Source organism: Methylobacter sp. sgz302048 (assembly GCF_052162025.1).
Lineage (GTDB): Bacteria > Pseudomonadota > Gammaproteobacteria > Methylococcales > Methylomonadaceae > Methylobacter.
Genome location: NZ_CP197401.1, coordinates 1,790,440 through 1,809,092 on the forward strand (window position 1 = coordinate 1,790,440; position 18,653 = coordinate 1,809,092).

Annotated in this window: 12 protein-coding genes and 2 pseudogenes; 6 read left to right on the forward strand and 8 right to left on the reverse strand. The window is 50.5% G+C overall.

Translation table 11 applies throughout. The features are described from left to right. Nucleotides 1–15 precede the first annotated feature (15 nt). From ACTNE6_RS08245 to ACTNE6_RS08260, 4 genes are all read left to right on the forward strand, one after another. Nucleotides 16–1,431, forward strand: a complete 1,416-nt coding sequence (locus tag ACTNE6_RS08245) for a TolC family outer membrane protein (RefSeq protein ID WP_442499295.1) — start codon at nucleotides 16–18, stop codon at nucleotides 1,429–1,431. A gap of 144 nt (nucleotides 1,432–1,575) precedes the next feature. Continuing rightward, nucleotides 1,576–1,935: a hypothetical protein gene (locus tag ACTNE6_RS08250; RefSeq protein WP_442499296.1), complete on the forward strand. Its 360-nt coding sequence runs from the start codon at nucleotides 1,576–1,578 to the stop codon at nucleotides 1,933–1,935. Between the two features lie 530 nt (nucleotides 1,936–2,465). Beyond that, a complete protein-coding gene (locus ACTNE6_RS08255) occupies nucleotides 2,466–4,889 on the forward strand; it encodes an alpha/beta hydrolase (RefSeq protein ID WP_442499297.1) in 2,424 nt (807 codons plus the stop codon). A gap of 1,004 nt (nucleotides 4,890–5,893) precedes the next feature. Next, complete coding sequence (locus tag ACTNE6_RS08260; RefSeq protein ID WP_442499298.1) at nucleotides 5,894–6,820, forward strand: hypothetical protein; 927 nt, start codon at nucleotides 5,894–5,896, stop codon at nucleotides 6,818–6,820. A 133-nt stretch (nucleotides 6,821–6,953) separates the two neighbouring features. Here ACTNE6_RS08260 and ACTNE6_RS08265 read toward each other — a convergent pair whose 3' ends face one another. Continuing rightward, a complete protein-coding gene (locus ACTNE6_RS08265; RefSeq protein WP_442499299.1) occupies nucleotides 6,954–7,193 on the reverse strand; it encodes a hypothetical protein in 240 nt (79 codons plus the stop codon). An 827-nt stretch (nucleotides 7,194–8,020) separates the two neighbouring features. Here ACTNE6_RS08265 and ACTNE6_RS08270 point away from each other — a divergent pair. Together ACTNE6_RS08270 and ACTNE6_RS08275 are read left to right on the forward strand one after the other, a co-directional pair. Further along, the gene (locus ACTNE6_RS08270; protein WP_442499300.1) at nucleotides 8,021–9,943 is read left to right on the forward strand and encodes an alpha/beta hydrolase; all 1,923 of its coding nucleotides are present in this window, start codon (nucleotides 8,021–8,023) and stop codon (nucleotides 9,941–9,943) included. A 192-nt stretch (nucleotides 9,944–10,135) separates the two neighbouring features. Continuing rightward, a complete protein-coding gene (locus tag ACTNE6_RS08275) occupies nucleotides 10,136–11,104 on the forward strand; it encodes a hypothetical protein (protein WP_442499301.1) in 969 nt (322 codons plus the stop codon). 455 nt (nucleotides 11,105–11,559) lie between these two features. Here the strand turns inward: ACTNE6_RS08275 and ACTNE6_RS08280 are convergent, their stop codons facing one another. From ACTNE6_RS08280 to ACTNE6_RS08310, 7 genes and pseudogenes are all read right to left on the reverse strand, one after another. Continuing rightward, nucleotides 11,560–12,045 carry a GNAT family N-acetyltransferase gene (locus ACTNE6_RS08280; protein WP_442499302.1) on the reverse strand — a complete coding sequence of 162 codons (486 nt, stop codon included), beginning with the start codon at nucleotides 12,043–12,045 and terminating at the stop codon, nucleotides 11,560–11,562. 282 nt (nucleotides 12,046–12,327) lie between these two features. Beyond that, nucleotides 12,328–13,155 (reverse strand): alpha/beta fold hydrolase, encoded by an 828-nt coding sequence (locus ACTNE6_RS08285; RefSeq protein WP_442499303.1) that lies wholly within the window; start codon nucleotides 13,153–13,155, stop codon nucleotides 12,328–12,330. 83 nt (nucleotides 13,156–13,238) lie between these two features. Then, a pseudogene (locus tag ACTNE6_RS08290) lies at nucleotides 13,239–13,511 on the reverse strand (SRPBCC domain-containing protein); the annotation flags it as partial. A 110-nt stretch (nucleotides 13,512–13,621) separates the two neighbouring features. After that, a pseudogene (locus ACTNE6_RS08295) lies at nucleotides 13,622–16,069 on the reverse strand (arylsulfatase). Between the two features lie 105 nt (nucleotides 16,070–16,174). Then, nucleotides 16,175–16,576 (reverse strand): hypothetical protein, encoded by a 402-nt coding sequence (locus tag ACTNE6_RS08300; protein ID WP_442499304.1) that lies wholly within the window; start codon nucleotides 16,574–16,576, stop codon nucleotides 16,175–16,177. Nucleotides 16,577–17,125: 549 nt separating this feature from the next. Next, nucleotides 17,126–17,704 carry a hypothetical protein gene (locus ACTNE6_RS08305; protein WP_442499305.1) on the reverse strand — a complete coding sequence of 193 codons (579 nt, stop codon included), beginning with the start codon at nucleotides 17,702–17,704 and terminating at the stop codon, nucleotides 17,126–17,128. Nucleotides 17,705–17,743: 39 nt separating this feature from the next. Continuing rightward, nucleotides 17,744–18,550: a class I SAM-dependent methyltransferase gene (locus tag ACTNE6_RS08310; protein ID WP_442499306.1), complete on the reverse strand. Its 807-nt coding sequence runs from the start codon at nucleotides 18,548–18,550 to the stop codon at nucleotides 17,744–17,746. Nucleotides 18,551–18,653: the final 103 nt, after the last annotated feature.

An 18,653-nucleotide genomic window follows, 5' to 3' on the forward strand; every position in this document is an offset into this window, starting at 1 on the left:
TAATAAAGGAAAGTTATGATAGCGCAGAAGATAGTTTATCGCTTAATGCCGCCCATTTTTCGCTCTGGAGGCTTGGTTTTACTGGTTTTGCTGGGATGGAATTCATGTCCGATACTGGCTGCCGAGCTGCCGCCCAGTAATCTGCTGGATATCTATAACAAGGCAATAGAGGAAGACCCGCAACTGATGAAGGGAAAGGCAATCCGCCAAGTTAGCGAAGAACAGCGCAATCAGGCCAAGGCCAAGGCCTTGCTGCCGACAGTAAACCTCTCCGCCAATGTCACCGGCAATCATCAGCATATCCGTTTAAACGACCCGCAGGCAATCGGTGTCGGCGGAGAAGATCTGTTTATGAGCGATGGTTACGATATCACGCTTTATCAGCCGGTGTTTCACTATGACAGGCTGATAGCCATGGATCAGGCTGGCCAGCGCGTGGAACAGTCCGAAATGGAGTTGAATGCGACCCATCAGGATTTGATTTTGCGAGTGGCGGAGCGCTATTTTGGCTTATTGGGCGCGTTTGACAACCTGCGGTATTCCGAAGCTCAGAAGGACACGCTAGGCCGGCAGCGCGAACAGACTCAGCAGCGCTTCAACTATGGCGAAATTGCCATCACCGATGTGTCAGAATCCAATGCGGGTTATGATCGTGCAGTAGCCGATGAAATCGAAGCCCAACAACAGCTCAATGATGCCAGAGCGGCATTAAGGGAAATTACCGGCGAATACTATGACAGTCTCTCAGCGCTTGCTGAGGATATTCCGTTAGTCAAACCGGAGCCTTTGAACGAAAAGAACTGGACTGATCAGGCGCTGGCGCAGAACCCACGCATTGTGGCCGCCACTCTAGCCTCCAATATCGCCCGCGATGAGATTAGCCGGCTTGACTCGGCGCATCTGCCCACTCTCGATTTCAAGGCAAGCAATGGCTGGATGCAAACCGGAGGCCAGTTCGGCGACACTACTATTTTTTATAACAGTTTCGGGTTGGAGATGAATATGTCGCTATACGAAGGCGGCCAAATGACCTCGCGATCACGGGAGGCGGCGCATCGGCATGACGAAACCCTGGCTACCCTGAAGCAAGAGCAGCGCAGTGCGGAAAGACAATCTCGCGACGCCTTCTATGGCGTAGTGACCGGTGTCAGTCGTGTGCAGGCATTACGGCAAACTCTCAAGTCGCAAGAATTGTCGATGAGAGAGATAGAGTCCGGTATTCAAGTCGGTAGCCGCACTACGCTTGATCTAGTCGTGGCGACGCGTGAATGGTACCGGGTTCAGCGGGACTACGCCAAAGCCAGGTATGACTATTTGTTAAACACCCTGCGGCTCAAGCGCTCCGCAGGTATTCTCGAGTACGGAGATTTGGCAAAGATCAATACATTCTTGACTGACTCTACTGACTCTGCCTCGGCAGCTCAGCCTTGATTTTTGCTTGATGTCGGCTGAAACCCTACACGGCAGACTCGGATTTTTCTGGCACGCCTGCCGTTGGATTCGCCTCCGAGACGCATGAAACGCTACCATTACCCTTGAACTTCCGCCACCTGATGCGCCGGCAGGCTGTCACAGATGACGCTATCGCCGGGCTTTAAGGCCGATCCCAGCTGCCAACGCAGGTATTCTTTAAAACTCTCTCCGCTCGGCTTGATCCGCGCGCCACTGGGCCGTAAATCGGTCGGCAGGCAAACCGGCAATCAAGGCCATCGTTTACCAATGCCCCGCTGGCGCAGCATCCCTACAACGTGCACCACTCAAAGCACGGCCATATCAGTGGACGCACTGGTTTCATCCAGAAGCATCAGCCGGGATGCATCGCAATGGCATCGCCCCAGTTTCCAGTTTGCCGCTGTAGGCTGGATCGTCGCGGCCCTGTTTACTGGCATGGACTGTCTTTTCTGCCGGCTCGATCTGGCGGACAAAGCAAGCTAAGGTACTGACTGAAGTCTTCAAGGTGTAGCTTTCTTTTAGCCAGTTTCTTGGCTGCTGCAAGGCCATGGAAGAATACGCGCCAACTGCGCTGTGATAGCGCTTCATAAGATTCCAGCCGATTCATCAGTATTTTCCCGTTATTCACTGAAGTGCGCTGTAAAACTTCGGGTTCAGATTGTTTTTTATAAGACACCCTGAACGGGCGCAATCTCAAGTCAGGCATCAGGAATAACAAGGGTCTTATATCAGCGCTTGATTATTTCTTGATGAGTTCTTCAGATTTAAGTGTTTTTTCAGATTGGTTTTATGGAAATTTAAGGTTGGCTTGGTTAACACTGTAGTCGAGATTGAGCTGATGATTTCACCAATGCGGTATCGGTCTGATTCTGCCAGTCAATAGTCCATCTGTGCCCATTAAAATTAACGCAACGGGACCTGTTAAAAAACAAACTTACAAGAAAGGAGTGTTTTTTATGTTTCTTAAATACTTTCATCGGTCTAGTATCCTATTATTAGTTCCAGGAATGGTTATGGCAAATCAGAGCGCGCCAACTATTGACTGGCAAGCGTGTCATCCAGAATCCGGCCTGCCATATTTTTGCGGGTCTGTCAGTGTACCTCTCGACCATAATGCGCCTGAAGGGGAAAAACTTACCCTATCCTTGATTAAATTGTCGGCAACCGCGAGCACAGGAAAAATTGGATCGCTTTTTTTCAACCCCGGCGGGCCTGGTAATTCCGGAGTCGACTTCGTGCTCGGCATTGGTTCATCGCTTCGGCCAGAAATCCGCGAAAAATTCGACGTGATCGGCTTCGACCCTCGAGGCATAGGCCTAAGCAGTCCTCTCGTATGCTTTAACGGTCCAGTTACTGCGCTGCCGTTCTCTTTTCCCCGTAATCCTGAAGAAGAAGCCTTACGGGCAGATTTCGACAGGACGATGGCCAGTTCATGCAAAACTAACGGCGGCAGTGTGCTTGATCATATGTCAACCGCTAACGTAGCCCGGGATCTCGATTTGCTCCGCCAGGCCGTCGGCGATAGCCAACTCAATTATGTGGGCTACAGCCATGGGAGCTTTCTCGGCATCACTTATGCGAACCTGTTCCCTGACAAGATCCGGGCCATGGTTCTGGACGGCGTTGTTGATCCCATAGCCTACACTACCGGCAATGGCAACGAGGGCTATAACCTGCCCGTTACCACGAGATTCGGTATAGATAAAGGGGCGCAGGCGACGCTGAATGAATTCTTACGCCTTTGCGATCAAGCAGGTGTCGCGCAGTGCTCCTTCGGCGATGCGGCGACCATCAAGTTTGATTTCCTGGTCGGTTACCTGCGGATGGCTCCTATCCACATGATCGATCCGACCAAAGGTCCCGTTGACCTTACCTATGACCGATTCATTGAAACGGTTATCAGTGCGCTGGCGAGTTCATCGGAATGGTCACTGTTGGCGAGCGCCTTGAATGAACTTTACGGCACTATCACTAATGGCTCGATATACACAGCCTTTAGGGCGGGAAGTGCATTTTCTGCTTTAACTGCTGCCCTGGGCAGCACACCCAATCCCGATGATTTGACGCGTGCCGCCCAGCAATTCGCGGTCATGTGCAGCGATTCCATCAATCCCGATAATCACGCGGCTTGGTCTTCGGCGGGAGAAGCCGCCGAGGCCAATGTCGGGATATTTGGGCGCTTCGCGGCCTGGCAATCCAGCCCTTGTGCCGTTTGGCAGGGTAACGATCCAGATCGCTATCTCGGCCCGTTTACCCAAACGACCACAGAACCGATACTCCTCGTTGCCAACCGTTTCGACCCCATAACGCCGTATGAAGGCGCCCTGCAAGCGCACAGCCTCCTGCCCAATTCGGCCCTGCTGACGCTTGAAGGCTGGGGACATACGTCGCTTTCTCTTTCGTCCTGCGTGGATCAGGCTGTGTCTAGCTATCTGCTTACTTCCAAGGTTCCCAGCACTGAAGCTAGCTGCCAGCAAGATGCAGCACCTTTCGCCGAAGCATCATCCGATCCGGCATCCTTCGATTTAAGTACATTGGCGGAACTGATATTATCGGGTGCAGTAAAACCTGATACAACAACACCTGATACAACAACACCTGATACAACAACACCTGATACAACAACACCTGATACAACAACACCTGACACAACAACGCCTGACACAACAACACCTGACACAACAACACCTGATACAACAAAGCCTGACACAACAAAGCCTGACACAACAAAGCCTGACACAACAAAGCCTGATACAACAAAGCCTGATACAACAAAGCCTGATACAACATCTTCTAACGGAACAGGAACACCTGTTGTTTCCAAGACTTACGTTACTTATGATCCTGTTACGGGCACGGTAACTATTCCAGCGGTGCAGGTTGGCGGCAAGGTTGAGTTTGTCAATGTCAAATTGGGATTTAATTCAGAAGGAAAGCTTAGTGTTCTTTCTTCTGAAGTGCCTAATGCGCCCGTTGCGGCTAGTGCTGTCTATGATCTCACTGCAGGTACGGCAACTATTCCAGAGGTACTGGTTAACGGTAAAACTGAGTTTGTAAATGTTAAATTACAGTCAAACCCGGACGGCACATTCAGTGTTCTTTCTACTGAGAAACCTTCTGTCGCCAAAACTTACACTATTTATGATCCTGCTACGGGCACGGTAACTATTCCAGCGGTGCAGATTAATGATAAGGTTGAGTTTGCAAATGTCAAATTGGGATTAAATCCAGGAGAAATACTTAGCGTTCTTTCTTCTGAAGCACCTGATCTTAAGGTTCCCGTTGCGGCTAGTGCCGTTTATGATGCCGCTATCGGTGCGGTAACTATTCCAGAGGTACTGGTTAACGGTAAAACTGAGTTTGTAAATGTTAAATTACAGTCAAACCCGGACGGCACATTCAGTATTCTTTCTACTGAAAAACCGCCTGTCTCCTAGATGCTCACTGCTTATGATCCCACTACAGGCATAGGGATTGTCCCAGTGATGCAGGTTAATGATAAGGTTGAGTACGAAGATAGAAATGGACCTCAAACCAGACAGTAGATTAAGTGATAAAACGGTTCTATGGTGATCTCAAGCCATGAGCAAGCCAAGAAATCATTCACTGCTGTTAAAAGCCAAGACGGCGAACCGCCATAAGCCGCGGCAGTCAAATGCTGCCGCGGTGGCATTGTTAGGATAGGCGAAGTCAAACTCCGGAAATCACCAGCGTGAGAGTACAGATTGATGCGGGGCACATAGGCGGAGTCACCCGCAGCAGTAGGTTGGCGATGCTGTAATGGCGCGGGATCAAAGAGGCGGCATCGTTTGGCTTTATGGTATAGATAACCTGTGAAGGGAGAACCTGTATGTTAATCATAGGTAATTATACGAATAGAAATAAAATCAAGATTATAATAGTTTAAAATATATTTACTGTAGCTGTATTTAGGGTACAGAAACACTATATCAAACTGCGGAATACCCAATGAAATGCATGTGGCGAAGAATATCTGACGCTACAGAAAATTTTTGAAAGCTTCGCTTTATGCTGAATTTCACGGATACACATAGAGAGAAAAATTGAAGTTGTTAAGACATTATCCATTTTACAGAACAAAGACAAGGCAACGAAAAGAGCCTTTCTGAATAGTAAAAATATCGTCGTTCTGAGCAACTTAAATCATGAAGGCTGACTGGTGTGTGAGGATGGGTTAAGCAAGAGCATCCTTATAGGGGATTTTCTACGGGAATTTGGTGTACCTCGAGCAAATAGTGAAACAGCGTATGCAGTCAGCCAATTCTTTAACTAAGTTGAGGCTTAGGCTTGAAGTTAGGATTGCCTCTGGTACTTTCGGGCATGCTTCTGTAATCATGCTTGATAATGAGAGATTTCCAGGTTGAAGTTAATCTAAACATTGATATAAATTAATCATTAACTCCTCTACACACTGAAAAAAATGAATAGTCGGCCGTTTATTTTCGATCAGCTTCATATCGAAGTGGCACGTAACGCTTCGGATGACTTCAATTTGTTTCATGACAAGCATAAGTGGCTACAAATTGTACATAACCCGTTCAAAGGCCCTATCGTTTTGGGGTTTCAACTCAATACCCTGATCGAATATCAAATGCGCCTCTATCGGGAATTGCATCATGAAAACGAAGTGATTACCGAGCACGATCTGCGTTACAGCAACTATCAAATCACCTTTGTCAACGCCGTTCGCCCGCGCATGCCCGTCTATCTGGATATTAAAAAAACCCTGATCAACACGATCCCCAGCCTGACGCTCGGCAATCGCATTGCCATGAAATCGGATGACAAAACCGTGCTGCTGGGCTTTAAAAAAGAAACGCAAGCACCACTGTTTTTGGCCGACACTAAACTTGACAATCTGCCGGATCTCGATGAGGTTCCGGACTGCACTAGGGTGCCCGGCACGGATTATTTTCTTAAGCGTAAATATTTGAATAATGGCTCGGTTAAAAACTTTCTCTCCGGGTCTTTCGCCGAGCAATCGGATTATTTCGATGAGCTAACGCAAACTGCGCAGTATCCCGAGATATTTCCTTGCAGCCTGAGCTCCGGTGCCTTATTGGAAAAGGCGCAGTTAGAAAATCATGACTTTAAGCGCAATCCTATGGTTTATACCTCTCATGAAATTTCAGTGGATCGGCGCTCTTTAAGCTTGCTTAAAAACAATGAAAAGCTGCATATTCTGGTGGATCAACGCCCGGAATCAGGCAGCAATACTTTGAACCAGACCAACATCATGCTGAGGACCTATCATTGTTACGGTTTGTTGCACAACAATGACGTGTTATTCAGAATGAAGCTGAACCTTGTTTCTTTAAAGGACATACTCAAAAATCTTCCTTATTAAGTTATGTTGACATTTCACTACAGTCAAATCGAAGCTGGGGCAAAACGCAGAAACCCCGGGTAATTCCGGGCGGGTCTCTGGAATCGGGAAAAAATTCGACGGTAGTGTTTGATCTTGTTGAAAAAGCATTCTATCAAATGACGTCCTTTATCAATAAACCCATCACAGGCTCTACTCTGGCCACTACGAGGCGGAATGGCCGCCTCAAGGGCTTGGTTCTGTAAGGTTCCAATAAGGCATCGCTGCCATAGCCTTTATCCGCCGCCCCTCCTTGTACACATTCAGGCGCTAACGCCAACCAATTTTCCACTTGTCCGTTAGGCAAATCCGAGTGGACATGCTGATGCGTCTGCCAGAATTGGAAAAAATGCATCACCATTCATCATCGCTGAGCACCAGTCGGGTCGTCATTGCTTAAAAATGGCGCAATTTCTATGAAACTGCCAGAAAATGTCAATACAGCCCAGTTAATTTTGCTCAATTTTTCTGCGCCAGATTTCCGGTTGCCCTTTTTACTTCAAATAACCATGCGTTATGCCTATTACTTTTTAAGCACATCTTCAGATTTAAGTATTTTTTGAAATTCGTTCTATGGAGATTTAAGGTCTGCTTGCTCAAAACTAAGGTCGTGGCAGAGCTGGTAACTTCGCCGAAACAGTATACGACTTTTCCGGCTGATCCAAATACATCAATCCTGCTGGTTTTAGGCTCAATTGCTTCAAGCGTTTCTTTAGATTTTATGTATTTTTTGAAATTGGTTCTATGGAAATTTTAGGCGATTGTGAATGAAACTACTGTCCAGGTTGAGCTAGAAAGATCACCAATATAATTCCGGTTTTTCTAGCTGATCCAAATACATCAGAGCCTATCTGATGATCTTCTATCTCATATGGAGTCTTGGATGTGAGCCAATCCAGTAGAAATATCTTAACCGCAGGCATCCTGTTGGCTTTAGGCGCAGCTTCAACCGCTAATGCTTTTAGCCATTGACCTATCTATGCCGCCTAGCTTTATTTATCTGGCCGCTTAATCCATATGTTAGAAAAACGCCTTGCCGCTATTACAGGAAATGATGTGGTGGGTGGGCAGTAAGATAAAAACAAGATTAACACCTAAATTCTGTAAGCCGATAGTCCATCTGTGCCTATCAAAAATTAACGCAACAGAACCTATTAAAAACTTATATAAAGGGGTGTGACTATGTTTCTTAAATTTTTTCATCGGTGGCCTAGTATATTGCTGTTGTTACTTATTCCCGGAATGGCCGCGGCGCATCAAGGCGGAGATAAGAAACCGCCAACTATAAACTGGCAAACGTGTTACCGAGAGTCTGGACTCCCGTTTCTCTGCGGGTCTGTCGATGTACCTCTCGACTATAATGCACCTAAAGGAGAAAAACTCACTCTGGCCTTGATTAAATTGCCGGCAACCGTACGTCGTGGAAGAAAAGTTGGATCGCTTTTTTTCAACCCCGGCGGGCCTGGTAATTCGGGAGTCGACTTCGTGCTCGGCGCCGGCCCCTTTCTTCCTCCAAACATCCGCGAACACTTCGATGTGATCGGCTTCGATCCGCGCGGAATAGGCCGCAGCAGTCCTCTGGTGTGCTTTAACGGCCCAGTTTCTGTGCCGCCGTTCTTTTTTCCCCAGAATCCTGCCGAAGAAGCCTTGTGGGCAGATTTCGACAGGACGATGGCCAGTGCCTGCAAAGCTAACGGCGGCAGTGTGCTTGATCATATGTCAACCGCTAACGTAGCCCGGGATCTGGATCTGCTCCGCCAGGCCGTCGGCGATAGCCAACTCAATTATGTGGGCTACAGCTATGGAAGCTTTCTCGGCATCACTTATGCGAACCTGTTTCCTAACAAGATCCGGGCCATGGTTCTGGACGGCGTTGTTGATCCCATAGCCTACACTACCGGCTATGGCAACGAAGGCTATAACCTGCCCGTTACCACGAGGCTTCCCAGAGATGAAGGGGCGCAGGCGACGCTGAATGAATTCTTGCGTCTTTGCGATCAAGCGGGTGTCGCTCAGTGTCCTTTCGGCAATGCCGCGGCCAGTAATTTTGATTTCCTGGTCGATCACTTGCGGACGAGGCCTGTCCAGATAATTCATCCGATCTTCGGTCCCGTCGACCTGACCTATGACCGATTCCTTGAAACGGTTTTCAGCGCGCTGGTGCATTCATCTGGATGGCCGCTGCTGGCGAACGTCTTGAATGAAATTCACGCCACTATTATCACCGGCTCTGAAGACGCGGCTATTAGAGCGGGACGTGCATTTGCTGCTTTATTTGCTGCCCTAGGCGACATACCCAGTCCCGATGATAAGGCACTCGCCGCCCAGCAATTCGCGGTCATGTGCAGCGATTCCATCAATCCCGATAATTACGCGGCTTGGTCCTTGGCGGGAGAAGCCGCCGAGGCCAATGATGGGGTATTTGGGCGCCTCACGGCTTGGCAATCCAGCCCTTGTGCCGTTTGGCAGGGTAACGATCCAGACCGTTATCTCGGCCCGTTTACCCGCAAGTCCTCAAGGCCGATACTCCTTGTTGCCAACCGTTTCGACCCCTTAACACCGTATGAAGGTGCTGTGCAAACGCACGGCCTCCTGCCCAATTCGGTCCTGCTGACGCTCGAAGGCTGGGGACATACGTCACTGTTTCTCTCATCCTGCGTGGACCGGGTTGTGTCTAACTATCTGCTCACCTCCAAGATTCCCGGGGCTGGAGCTAGCTGCCAGCAAGATGTTGCACCTTTCGCCTATACATCGGCCGAACTGGCATCCTCCGGCGACATATCTTCACAAGCGGCTACCCCTGAACCTGCGCTTAAAGATGAAAAAGTGGATGCGAGGCAGCAGATGATGCAAAGCATCCTTGGACACAAGTCCCGTACGGAATGTCTTCTGGATTGGGCGGAACGTAATTACTCAAACTTATTTTCTCCAGCTGGGGCAAAATCACAATTTCAATCGCCCTATACTTATCGCCATTACAGCCAGACAGACTCTTATGTAGGAGTGTCAGCCAGTGACAACCATGTTTATTACTTAGGCCCTGAACGTGTTTTAGTGGATGTGGGTGATTTATACGGTTGGCTGACTAAGGCATCGTGTCTATGAGTTATATTGGTTCGAGATGGCTTATAAGGTGTTAATGGAAGTTGATACTCTGCGAGGCGGGGGCTTTTACCCCGTCTCTAACGCCTGAAACAACGTTATCTTTATACTCCACTGCATCCTTATCGATAATGTAATAACTAAAACGGGCGGGACAGAAATGTCTCGCCGGATGTGAATCAAGGAGACGAACTAATGAATAATCAACCGTTTATTTTCGATCAGCTTCATATCGAAGCAGCGCGTAACGCTTCGGATGACTTTAATTTGTTTCATGACAAGCATAAGTGGCTACAAATTGCACACAACCCGTTCAAAGGCCCTATCGTTTTGGGGTTTCAACTCAATACCCTGATCGAATATCAAATGCGCCTCTATCGGGAATTGCATCATGAAAACGAAGTGATTACCGAGCACGATCTGCGCTACAGCAACTATCAAATCACCTTTGTCAACGCCGTTCGCCCGCGCATGCCCGTCTATCTGGATATTAAAAAAACCCTGATCAACATGATCCCCAGCCTGACGCTCGGCAATCGCATTGCCATGAAATCGGATGACAAAACCGTGCTGCTGGGCTTTAAAAAAGAAACGCAAGCGCCACTGTTTTTAGCCGACACTAAACTTGACAATCTGCCGGATCTCGATGAGGTTCCGGATTGCACTAGGGTGCCCGGCACGGATTATTTTCTTAAGCGTAAATATTTGAATAATGGCTCGGTTAAAAACTTTCTCTCCGGGTCTTTTGCCGAGCAATCGGATTATTTCGATGAGCTAACGCAAACTGCGCAGTATCCCGAGATATTTCCTTGCAGCCTGAGCTCCGGTGCCTTATTGGAAAAGGCGCAGTTAGAAAATCATGACTTTAAGCGCAATCCTATGGTTTATACCTCTCATGAAATTTCAGTGGATCGGCGCGCTTTAAGCTTGCTTAAAAACAATGAAAAGCTGCATATTCTGGTGGATCAACGCCCGGAATCAGGCAGCAATACTTTGAACCAGACCAACATCATGCTGAGGACCTATCATTGTTACGGTTTGTTGCACAACAATGACGTGTTATTCAGAATGACGCTGAACCTTGTTTCTTTAAAATACATACTCCAAAATTTTTCTGATCGGGGAAGTAAACAGAGATTTCCAGAATTTTTGGCAGCCGATTAATAGAGCATTAATCTTTTAATCAGAAACATAGCCTGAATCAAGAAGTTCAGGCATTCGTCGGCCTGAGAACGATCCATTAATTGGCCGACCGTGCGCAGGAGCGCCTTCCGTCTGGCCAAGATCTACCCGATCGGATTCAGGTCGGGACGGTAAGGCGGCCGGTGTTTGAGGGCCGCCTCGCGTGTTGCAAGCATGGCCTGAACTTCCGCCACTTAATAGGCCGGCGGCAAGCGTTTTTTATAGCGATAACCCAGATTGTGCCGAATAAGCTTGTAAAACTAGACAATGCTTTTCTGTCCAGTCCGGGATTCACCTCGGTCATACAGATATTGAGAGGAGAATTAACATTGCAGATAAAAGATCGGTTGCAAAGCAAGGCAGCCGGAGCTGAAAAGACACATATGCTATTAACTTCAGAAGATTCTGGCTGCGGCGGATTCTCTTGACCGAGAGGATTAGGCGCTTGTATCCTCGATTGGCTTAAACATCAGGACGTTCGTCGGGCGATAACCAAGGCTATCGTATAAAGCTTGTGCAGATTTGTTGTGGCCAAATACGTGCAAGGAAATACCTGATAATCCGAGAGATCCGGCAAGGCTCTCAAGGGCTGTTAAAGCGCGCTTGGCGTGACCTTTGCGCTGAAATTCGGGCTTGATAGAGATGTCGTTGACAAAAGCGACTTGTTTCCCCGCCCGTTTCTGAACTTCGATCCACAGCACGCCAACGTCGGCTTGATTCGTTCGGTCATACAGCGTAAACAGATGGTGATTCACTGTCTGCAGGCCCTGGGGCAGAAGTTTTTCAAATGACTTGCGTGCAAGGTCCAGCGCCTCGGCCTGATGCCACTGGCCGGCCGCAACTTTGTCGGCCGCATACGCAGGCACAGCCTCGGCAGCGAATGCGATAAACTCTTCCTGGGACATAGGGACAAGGATTGTCATCGTTCGGCTCTCCGGTTTTGGCTTTTAAATTAAGGGGCCAAGTGTATCATTTCGTACGATTTTTGATCGACTGAAGGATGAGGCTTCACGGTTGCTCCAGCCGCAACAGTTTTTCCGCAAGCCGATCAAAGTTCTGTTCGTTGCCTTCGACAGCGAATCTGCCGACATTTGCTCAAATGTCGGCAAATTCGAAGACTATGTGGAACGTCATTCTAGTGCTCGGAAATTGGTCTTCGAATTCGGTAGCGCTCCGGATGGCGATGTCCGTAAGCGGCCGTCATGTTACGCCTTACCCAGTAGATTGCATATTTCAGGCACCGCCCGGTATAGGCACGAGTAGTGTGACAGGCCGTTAAACATCTTGATCGAGGTGCAGCCTGGGATCGCTGATTTCAGGTAATTGGCCATAAGCTTCGGCGACCAGTTATCCTCCGCGCCATGCCAGATGTATGTTTTGGCGGAAACCTCCGGAAGCGTGGTTTTCCATGGGCTCACATAAGCTCCGATATCTCTCGCATAGCCTTGCACGCGGTCAGTAAAGCACAATCTCAATACTTGGGTGATGTCGGATTGAAATGCGCGGTCGGCTGCCAGTGCTTTGTCAGCACCGGCGGCGCTGGCAAATAAAACGCGAAATAATGCATTGGGGAAAAGCAAGGCGAGCAATTTTTGCCAGTAAGACAATAAAACGAACAGGGCAGGAAATGCTTTAGCCAACTGAAAAACCTGTCTGCCAGCCATGGCTTCAAGGTAATCTCCTGCCTCCAGCGGCGCAGCTGCGGAAACCAAATGCAGACTTTTGACGACCCCGTCAGTCATGTAACGGCACGTCTGCAGCGCAATAAAAGCGCCGATTGAAAATCCGATGACATCTACTTGTTTCCCGGCGGCTTTCTTTGAAATTTCCTCAGCCAGAAGCTTGTAATACGTTTCCCCATTTACCGAAGCATCGATAGAAAACCGATCAAAACAAACAAACGTCAAACCGTGGTTTTTCCCATCAGGATCGAAAATTTTGCATTCTTCCGGCGCACCGGGCGCACCATGAAAATAGATGACTACTTGTCCGTCATCGGCACCGAACTGACTGAATTTCAATGATTGTTTCATTATATTCCTGGCGTTTGATAGTTGGGTTCAGCGGTAGTCTGTCAACGTCGCCAGCTGGATAGAAATGTTGATTTCCAAGACCACTATATTCTCGATTCAACATATAAGGCAAACCTGTTAAGAATGCTTTGCCAACCCTGCCTCTGCAATTCAGCCGAATTCGCATCTTCGGCGTCAAATGTTTCCATAATCTTGATTTTGTTATTCACTGGTTCAAAGTTGATTGAAACAGTCCGCCCATCTTCCAGGATATACTCAATCAGTCTGTTTGGGACCACATTTGCATAGGTTCCTTCAAAATCAAACCCCCTGCCGCCGTCTTTTGCTTCCATTCTATACGAAAACCTTCCTCCAACCCGAAGGTCATTTACGCTTCTCGGATTGTGCTAGTCGTCGCTCGCTTTCGGCGGCTGACAGGCACGGCGGCTCTTTCTCCAGCATGCAATCGCTGTAAACGATTCCAGCCTTACTCCTCCACAAGCCTTGATCTTACTGCCATGCTTCTGATTTTTTCCTGATCGGCTGTGTTTACGCTTGCCGGTTTGATGTCAATTTCCACTTTCTTGAGGATGCCCGTAAATCGATTGGACGAAGCATAATCTGCACTCACGGGCGATCCCGTATCTTCGCCGACGTCGAAGGTCTCGTCAGCCGAGAAACGCCCCCAGTTGGTAACTTCAATGCGGCCTTCGCCCACCTTCTTGTCATTGACGAAGAGTGTCGTCGTAGCGCCTTTGCCGATGCCGCCGCCGTCATAGCGAAACTCCATGCGGATGGCGGCCGGCCCCGGCGACAGCACTTCGGACCCAGTCACTTTGCTGCGGGCCTGAGTGAAGTAGTTATACTCGTAGACAGGCCGTCCGTCCTTAATATAAAGGGAAAAGCCGCCGACTACGCCGCCTTCTGCAACCAGAACGCCGTCAGCACCGCCTTGGGGCACTTCGATGTGTGCCGTAATGCCATGCGATGTGTTCTTGGTTGGCGGCGCAGAGCTCTCCGGAATTCGGATGCTTCCGGGATAATAGGTGAACCGGGCTCGTCCCTCGATCAGGCTTGGGCGCAAGCGAGGATCGATGCGTTCGGCCAGGCGGTCGTCCAGCGGTAAAACCTGAAATTTTTTGGCTTGCACCCAGAACTCGTCCTGCAGCTTTTTGAGCCTGTCGGGATGTTTGGCGGCGAGATCGTCGGCTTCGCTGAAATCGTGCGTCAAATCGTAAAGTTCCCATTTGTCCTTGTCGAAATCATAGGTTCCGGTCGTCCACGGCAGCCGGCCATGGCGAGCGGCGGCAATCCAGCCGTCCTTGTACAGCGCCCGGTTGCCGAACATCTCGAAGTACTGTTCGTGCCGTGCGCTTTCGGCGCTAGGCTGATCGAAGTTGTACAGCATGCTGACGCCTTCCATGGGCTTCTGCTTGACGCCGTTCACTTCGCTGGGTATCGGGAGTTTCGCCGCTTCCAGAATAGTAGGCGCGATGTCGGTCACATGATGGAATTGGGAGCGAAGGCCGCCTCTGTCCTTGATGCGATCCGGCCAAGTGATCACCATGGGATTGCGTACGCCGCCGAGATGTGAGGCGATCTGCTTGCCCCATTGAAACGGCGTGTTCATGGCCCAGGCCCAGCCCACCGGGTAGTGGTTGTAGGCATTGGGCCCGCCGATTTCGTCCAGGTGTTGCAAGATAAAAGCTGAATCTTCCTGTATGCCGCCTAAGGCTGCCATCTCGTTGAAAGAACCATACAATTGGCCTTCCATGGAAGCTCCGTTGTCACCGATGATCCAGAAGACGAGGGTGTTATTCAACTGGCCGACCTGGTCCACGGCATCCAGAACGCGCCCCACTTCGTAGTCGGTCTGGGCGGTATAAGCCGCGAACGCTTCCATTTAACGTGCAGCCACCCGCTTCTGATCCGGCGTCAGCGAGTCGTAGGCCGGAATTTCCCTGGGCCTGGGCGTCAGCTTTGTATCAGGCGGGATAACGCCCAGCTTGAGCTGGCGTTGATAAGCTTCTTCGCGGTACTTGTCCCAGCCCTGGTCAAATTGCCCCTTGAATTTGTCCAGCCAATCTTTGGGTACATGATGCGGCGCGTGCGTGGCGCCGGGCGCATAATAGATGAAGAACGGCCGGTCGGGCGTGACCGATTTCTGCTGGAAAATATATTTGATGGCTTCGTCCGCCAGCGAATCGTTGAGCGTATAGCGGCCTTCCTTGCCTTTCGGGACCTGCATTTCCACGGGCTGGTGATCGCGATAAAGCGCCGGCGCCCACTGATTCGCTTCCCCGCCGATAAAGCCGTAGAAGTGGTCGAAACCTTGCAGGCCGGGCCAGCGATCGTAAGGGCCTGAAACGCTGGTCTCCCAGTCCGGGACATTGTGGTTCTTGCCGAAGAAGGCGGTGCTGTAGCCGTTCTGGCGCAGGATCTCCGAGATCATCGCCGTGCTCTTCGGAATTTGGCCGGTATAGCCGGGATAGGCGGTGCCGGTTTCCGTGATCGTGCCGGTGCCGGCCGAATGGTGGTTGCGCCCGGTCAGCAAGGCGGCCCGGGTGGGCGAGCACAGCGCCGTCGTGTGGAATTGCGTATAGCGCAGGCCGCCTTGCGCCAATTTGTCCAGGTTGGGCGTGGGAATCTGCCCGCCGAAGGTCCCCCAGGCGCCGTAGCCGACATCATCGATCAGAACGACTAGGATGTTTGGCGCCCCGGCCGGCGCCTTGATGACCGGAATCTTGTCGGGTTTTGAATCCTTGTAAGTCTGCTCGATCTTGCCCTTGAATGGCAGCTCGGGGGGAGGCAGCACGGTGCCGCCCGGAGTTTTTGCCCAGGCAATGTCGAGCGAAAGCGCCAGTAAAATGAAAATTATGAACAACGGCCCGAGTAATGCGCCCAACTGCTGTTTCTGAAGACTAGCTGTATGCATTGCAATCTCCTATCGTTGTTTGAAGTTGCTGTCTCCCTGCGCTTGTTCCGGCGGTGATACGTACTGCTGTTGTTTGAGTATCGCTGTTACCCGAATTCGGCCAAGTTATTGGTACTTGATGGCTATGGCGATCACGACGCGGCTTTCGATCGGCTGAACGGACCGGTCCCGCCACGATCCGGTGACCCAGGCGCCGGTGACCTCGGTACGGTCATAGACAACGACTGCCGCGTCAGCGCCCAGCTTGGCCGCCTCCTGGCGCAAAGCCTCTTCAATTTTGCTGACATCGACGCTCTCGCTTGAGGGTTCGGCCCTGACTTCGCCCAGGCGCACGTGCGGACGCGTCGGTTCCGTGCGCAGAATCTGAACCTGCGACGGATCGGACGGCGGATACTTGGGACTGCCGACAGCCTGCGTATGCTTTGTGTCTACCGTTTGGCATCCAGTGGTCTGGAGAAGCGTGGCGATGACAAGCAGGCCGCTGATGAAATTGATTATCGTGGTCACGAGTCTCCTCCTGGCTGCTTCAGTTGTGAGCGATATTTGCTTTCCAGCGACGCAACTCAACAGTCTGGCCGCATAATGGCCAGCCTTATGGCTCAGAAGACTTGGCAGTTTATCGGGCGACTTTTCGCATTTGCCATCCGGACTGTCACGGGCATCGCGGCTTGTCGGCATTTTCGATAGGAAGCGCGGGCAGGGTGGCGAGAGTCCCGGTTTCCAAGCCTGCGGCCGACGGAGAGCAACGCATGAATGCAGTCCGTGTTGATGCAACGACTGATTATTGACGCTGAGCCAAACTGGATTTCCGCCACTGTAGCGGCTATCGGCCATTGTTCATGTTTTAAGCCGGTTTTCTATCCGTACTATTACTATCCGTCCAATTACTGATGGCTCTGATTCTGCATGTAAGGATAGGCGGAACATAAGCCGGGCAGGGCGTGTGAATGCATAGCCTGCCCCGCCTAGAGCGCCTACTGTCGGCAGTCGCCCCCACAGGTTTTAAAACCGCCTATTTCGACGGTTGAACAGGCAAACTGCGTAAGCCCTGTTCAATTAATTTGAGCTGTCAGTGCCAGTGTTTGTATCGCCAGGAGTAGAGCCTGCGCTGCCGACGGCAACACGTTTCGCCTGGAAGTTATGGCTGAATTCATCGGTTGGCTGAACGCTGCCGGGATTCAGTGGGTCTATGCCGGGGCCGAAAACCTGTCCTTTTACAGTGACGGTTACAGTCTGCAGTGTATTGTCGAATTGCATATCGAATCGGGATTTTACGGTGCCCAAGAACGCGTTCGTTGCCGCATCATACACAATACTCAAAACGGTAGCCTCAGCCTTATTGTCTCCACTGCTTTTCCAGGTGCCATGCTGGTTACTGAAAGCATTGGGAGGCACTTCTCCCTTAAACTGAACGGACTGTATGCTCGTCAGGTTGCCGTCCGCGAAAAGGTTCAGAATTCTGGTCGATTCATCAGCGGATTGAGGCATCGCCAGGTATGTGCCGGCAATTTGTGCGCCGAAGTTGTTTGGCTGCGTCTGTTCGTCCGTACCGGAAAACGTCGGAGATGAAAATGCGAAGATGCCGAAAATCATTACGGTACGAATAACTGATATTGCTGAGATTGATGGTTTCATTTGAATCTCCACGAAAGCTGATTAAAAGGAGAGCGACTTTCAGGTATGCCCAATCTTTTGCGCGGCCCCCATTGCCTGGCGCTGAATGACAAACTGCTCATGCCCCGTCTTAATCGCAATCCGGCCGGCCCGGGCATAAGGCGAGAAAAGATCCATCATAGGCTGCCGCGGGATTTCATCGAAATAGTCCCCCATCAGGAAGCGCATGATTTTCAACCGATTCTCCTCCGCATCCGGAAAAGCCAGCTCATAATGCATGGCCTGTTTGCGATAAACTTCGCCTTGCCTGTCCAGGCTGGCCTCAAAGTCTTCTGCTGTGTGGTAAGGATAAGGCATGTTGATCAGGGTAAAACAATAGGTCGCGAACTGGATCAGCCTGTTTTTCTGCCCGGCGATAGCGGCGAGGAACAGCCCTGTGGGGGTTAAAGCGCGAAGAATGCGGGCCAGCACTTCATCAAGACGCGGGACATAGTAAAAAACATGGTTGGCCAGGACCAGATCAAAGCGGACTTCCAGGCCAGGCGGCAGCGCCGGCCAGGCTTGCGCGGGATGCGCAGAGAAGGGCTGCAGCTGCTTGAGCGCCTGTCGGAGATAGCCGGGCTCAGGCTCGACCAGAGAGAGCCGCAGCCGCTCCGGCGGCAGGCGGGCCAAGGCGAGAAACTGGCGGGAGAACCGCCCTGAGCCGCAGCCGAAGTCCAGCATATGAATCGGGCCGCTTCCAGCCGTACGTACATGGACGTGAGGCATATAGGCGAGCAAATCTTCGGCGGCTTCCGTGCTATGCTCTTCAAAAAAGAGGTAATCATCGCGGATGGGCCCGAAGTCTTTACTGCAAGTCATGCCCATGGCTGAATCTCTGCGTCAGCATATTGGTCTCTCGCCGGGACATCCCATAGACGGTTGCCGGCAAAGCACTGTGTAATAAGAAGTTCGTATGGATGTGATAATT

What these genes read in the sequence shown, in the direction of transcription:
- ACTNE6_RS08245 (WP_442499295.1), top strand. Translation starts at nt 16, where the DNA reads ATGATAGCGCAGAAGATAGTTTATCGCTTAATGCCGCCCATTTTTCGC.
- ACTNE6_RS08250 (WP_442499296.1), top strand. Translation starts at nt 1,576, where the DNA reads ATGACGCTATCGCCGGGCTTTAAGGCCGATCCCAGCTGCCAACGCAGG.
- ACTNE6_RS08255 (WP_442499297.1), top strand. Translation starts at nt 2,466, where the DNA reads ATGGCAAATCAGAGCGCGCCAACTATTGACTGGCAAGCGTGTCATCCA.
- ACTNE6_RS08260 (WP_442499298.1), top strand. Translation starts at nt 5,894, where the DNA reads ATGAATAGTCGGCCGTTTATTTTCGATCAGCTTCATATCGAAGTGGCA.
- ACTNE6_RS08265 (WP_442499299.1), bottom strand. Translation starts at nt 7,193, where the DNA reads ATGCATTTTTTCCAATTCTGGCAGACGCATCAGCATGTCCACTCGGAT.
- ACTNE6_RS08270 (WP_442499300.1), top strand. Translation starts at nt 8,021, where the DNA reads ATGTTTCTTAAATTTTTTCATCGGTGGCCTAGTATATTGCTGTTGTTA.
- ACTNE6_RS08275 (WP_442499301.1), top strand. Translation starts at nt 10,136, where the DNA reads ATGAATAATCAACCGTTTATTTTCGATCAGCTTCATATCGAAGCAGCG.
- ACTNE6_RS08280 (WP_442499302.1), bottom strand. Translation starts at nt 12,045, where the DNA reads ATGACAATCCTTGTCCCTATGTCCCAGGAAGAGTTTATCGCATTCGCT.
- ACTNE6_RS08285 (WP_442499303.1), bottom strand. Translation starts at nt 13,155, where the DNA reads ATGAAACAATCATTGAAATTCAGTCAGTTCGGTGCCGATGACGGACAA.
- ACTNE6_RS08305 (WP_442499305.1), bottom strand. Translation starts at nt 17,704, where the DNA reads ATGAAACCATCAATCTCAGCAATATCAGTTATTCGTACCGTAATGATT.
- ACTNE6_RS08310 (WP_442499306.1), bottom strand. Translation starts at nt 18,550, where the DNA reads ATGGGCATGACTTGCAGTAAAGACTTCGGGCCCATCCGCGATGATTAC.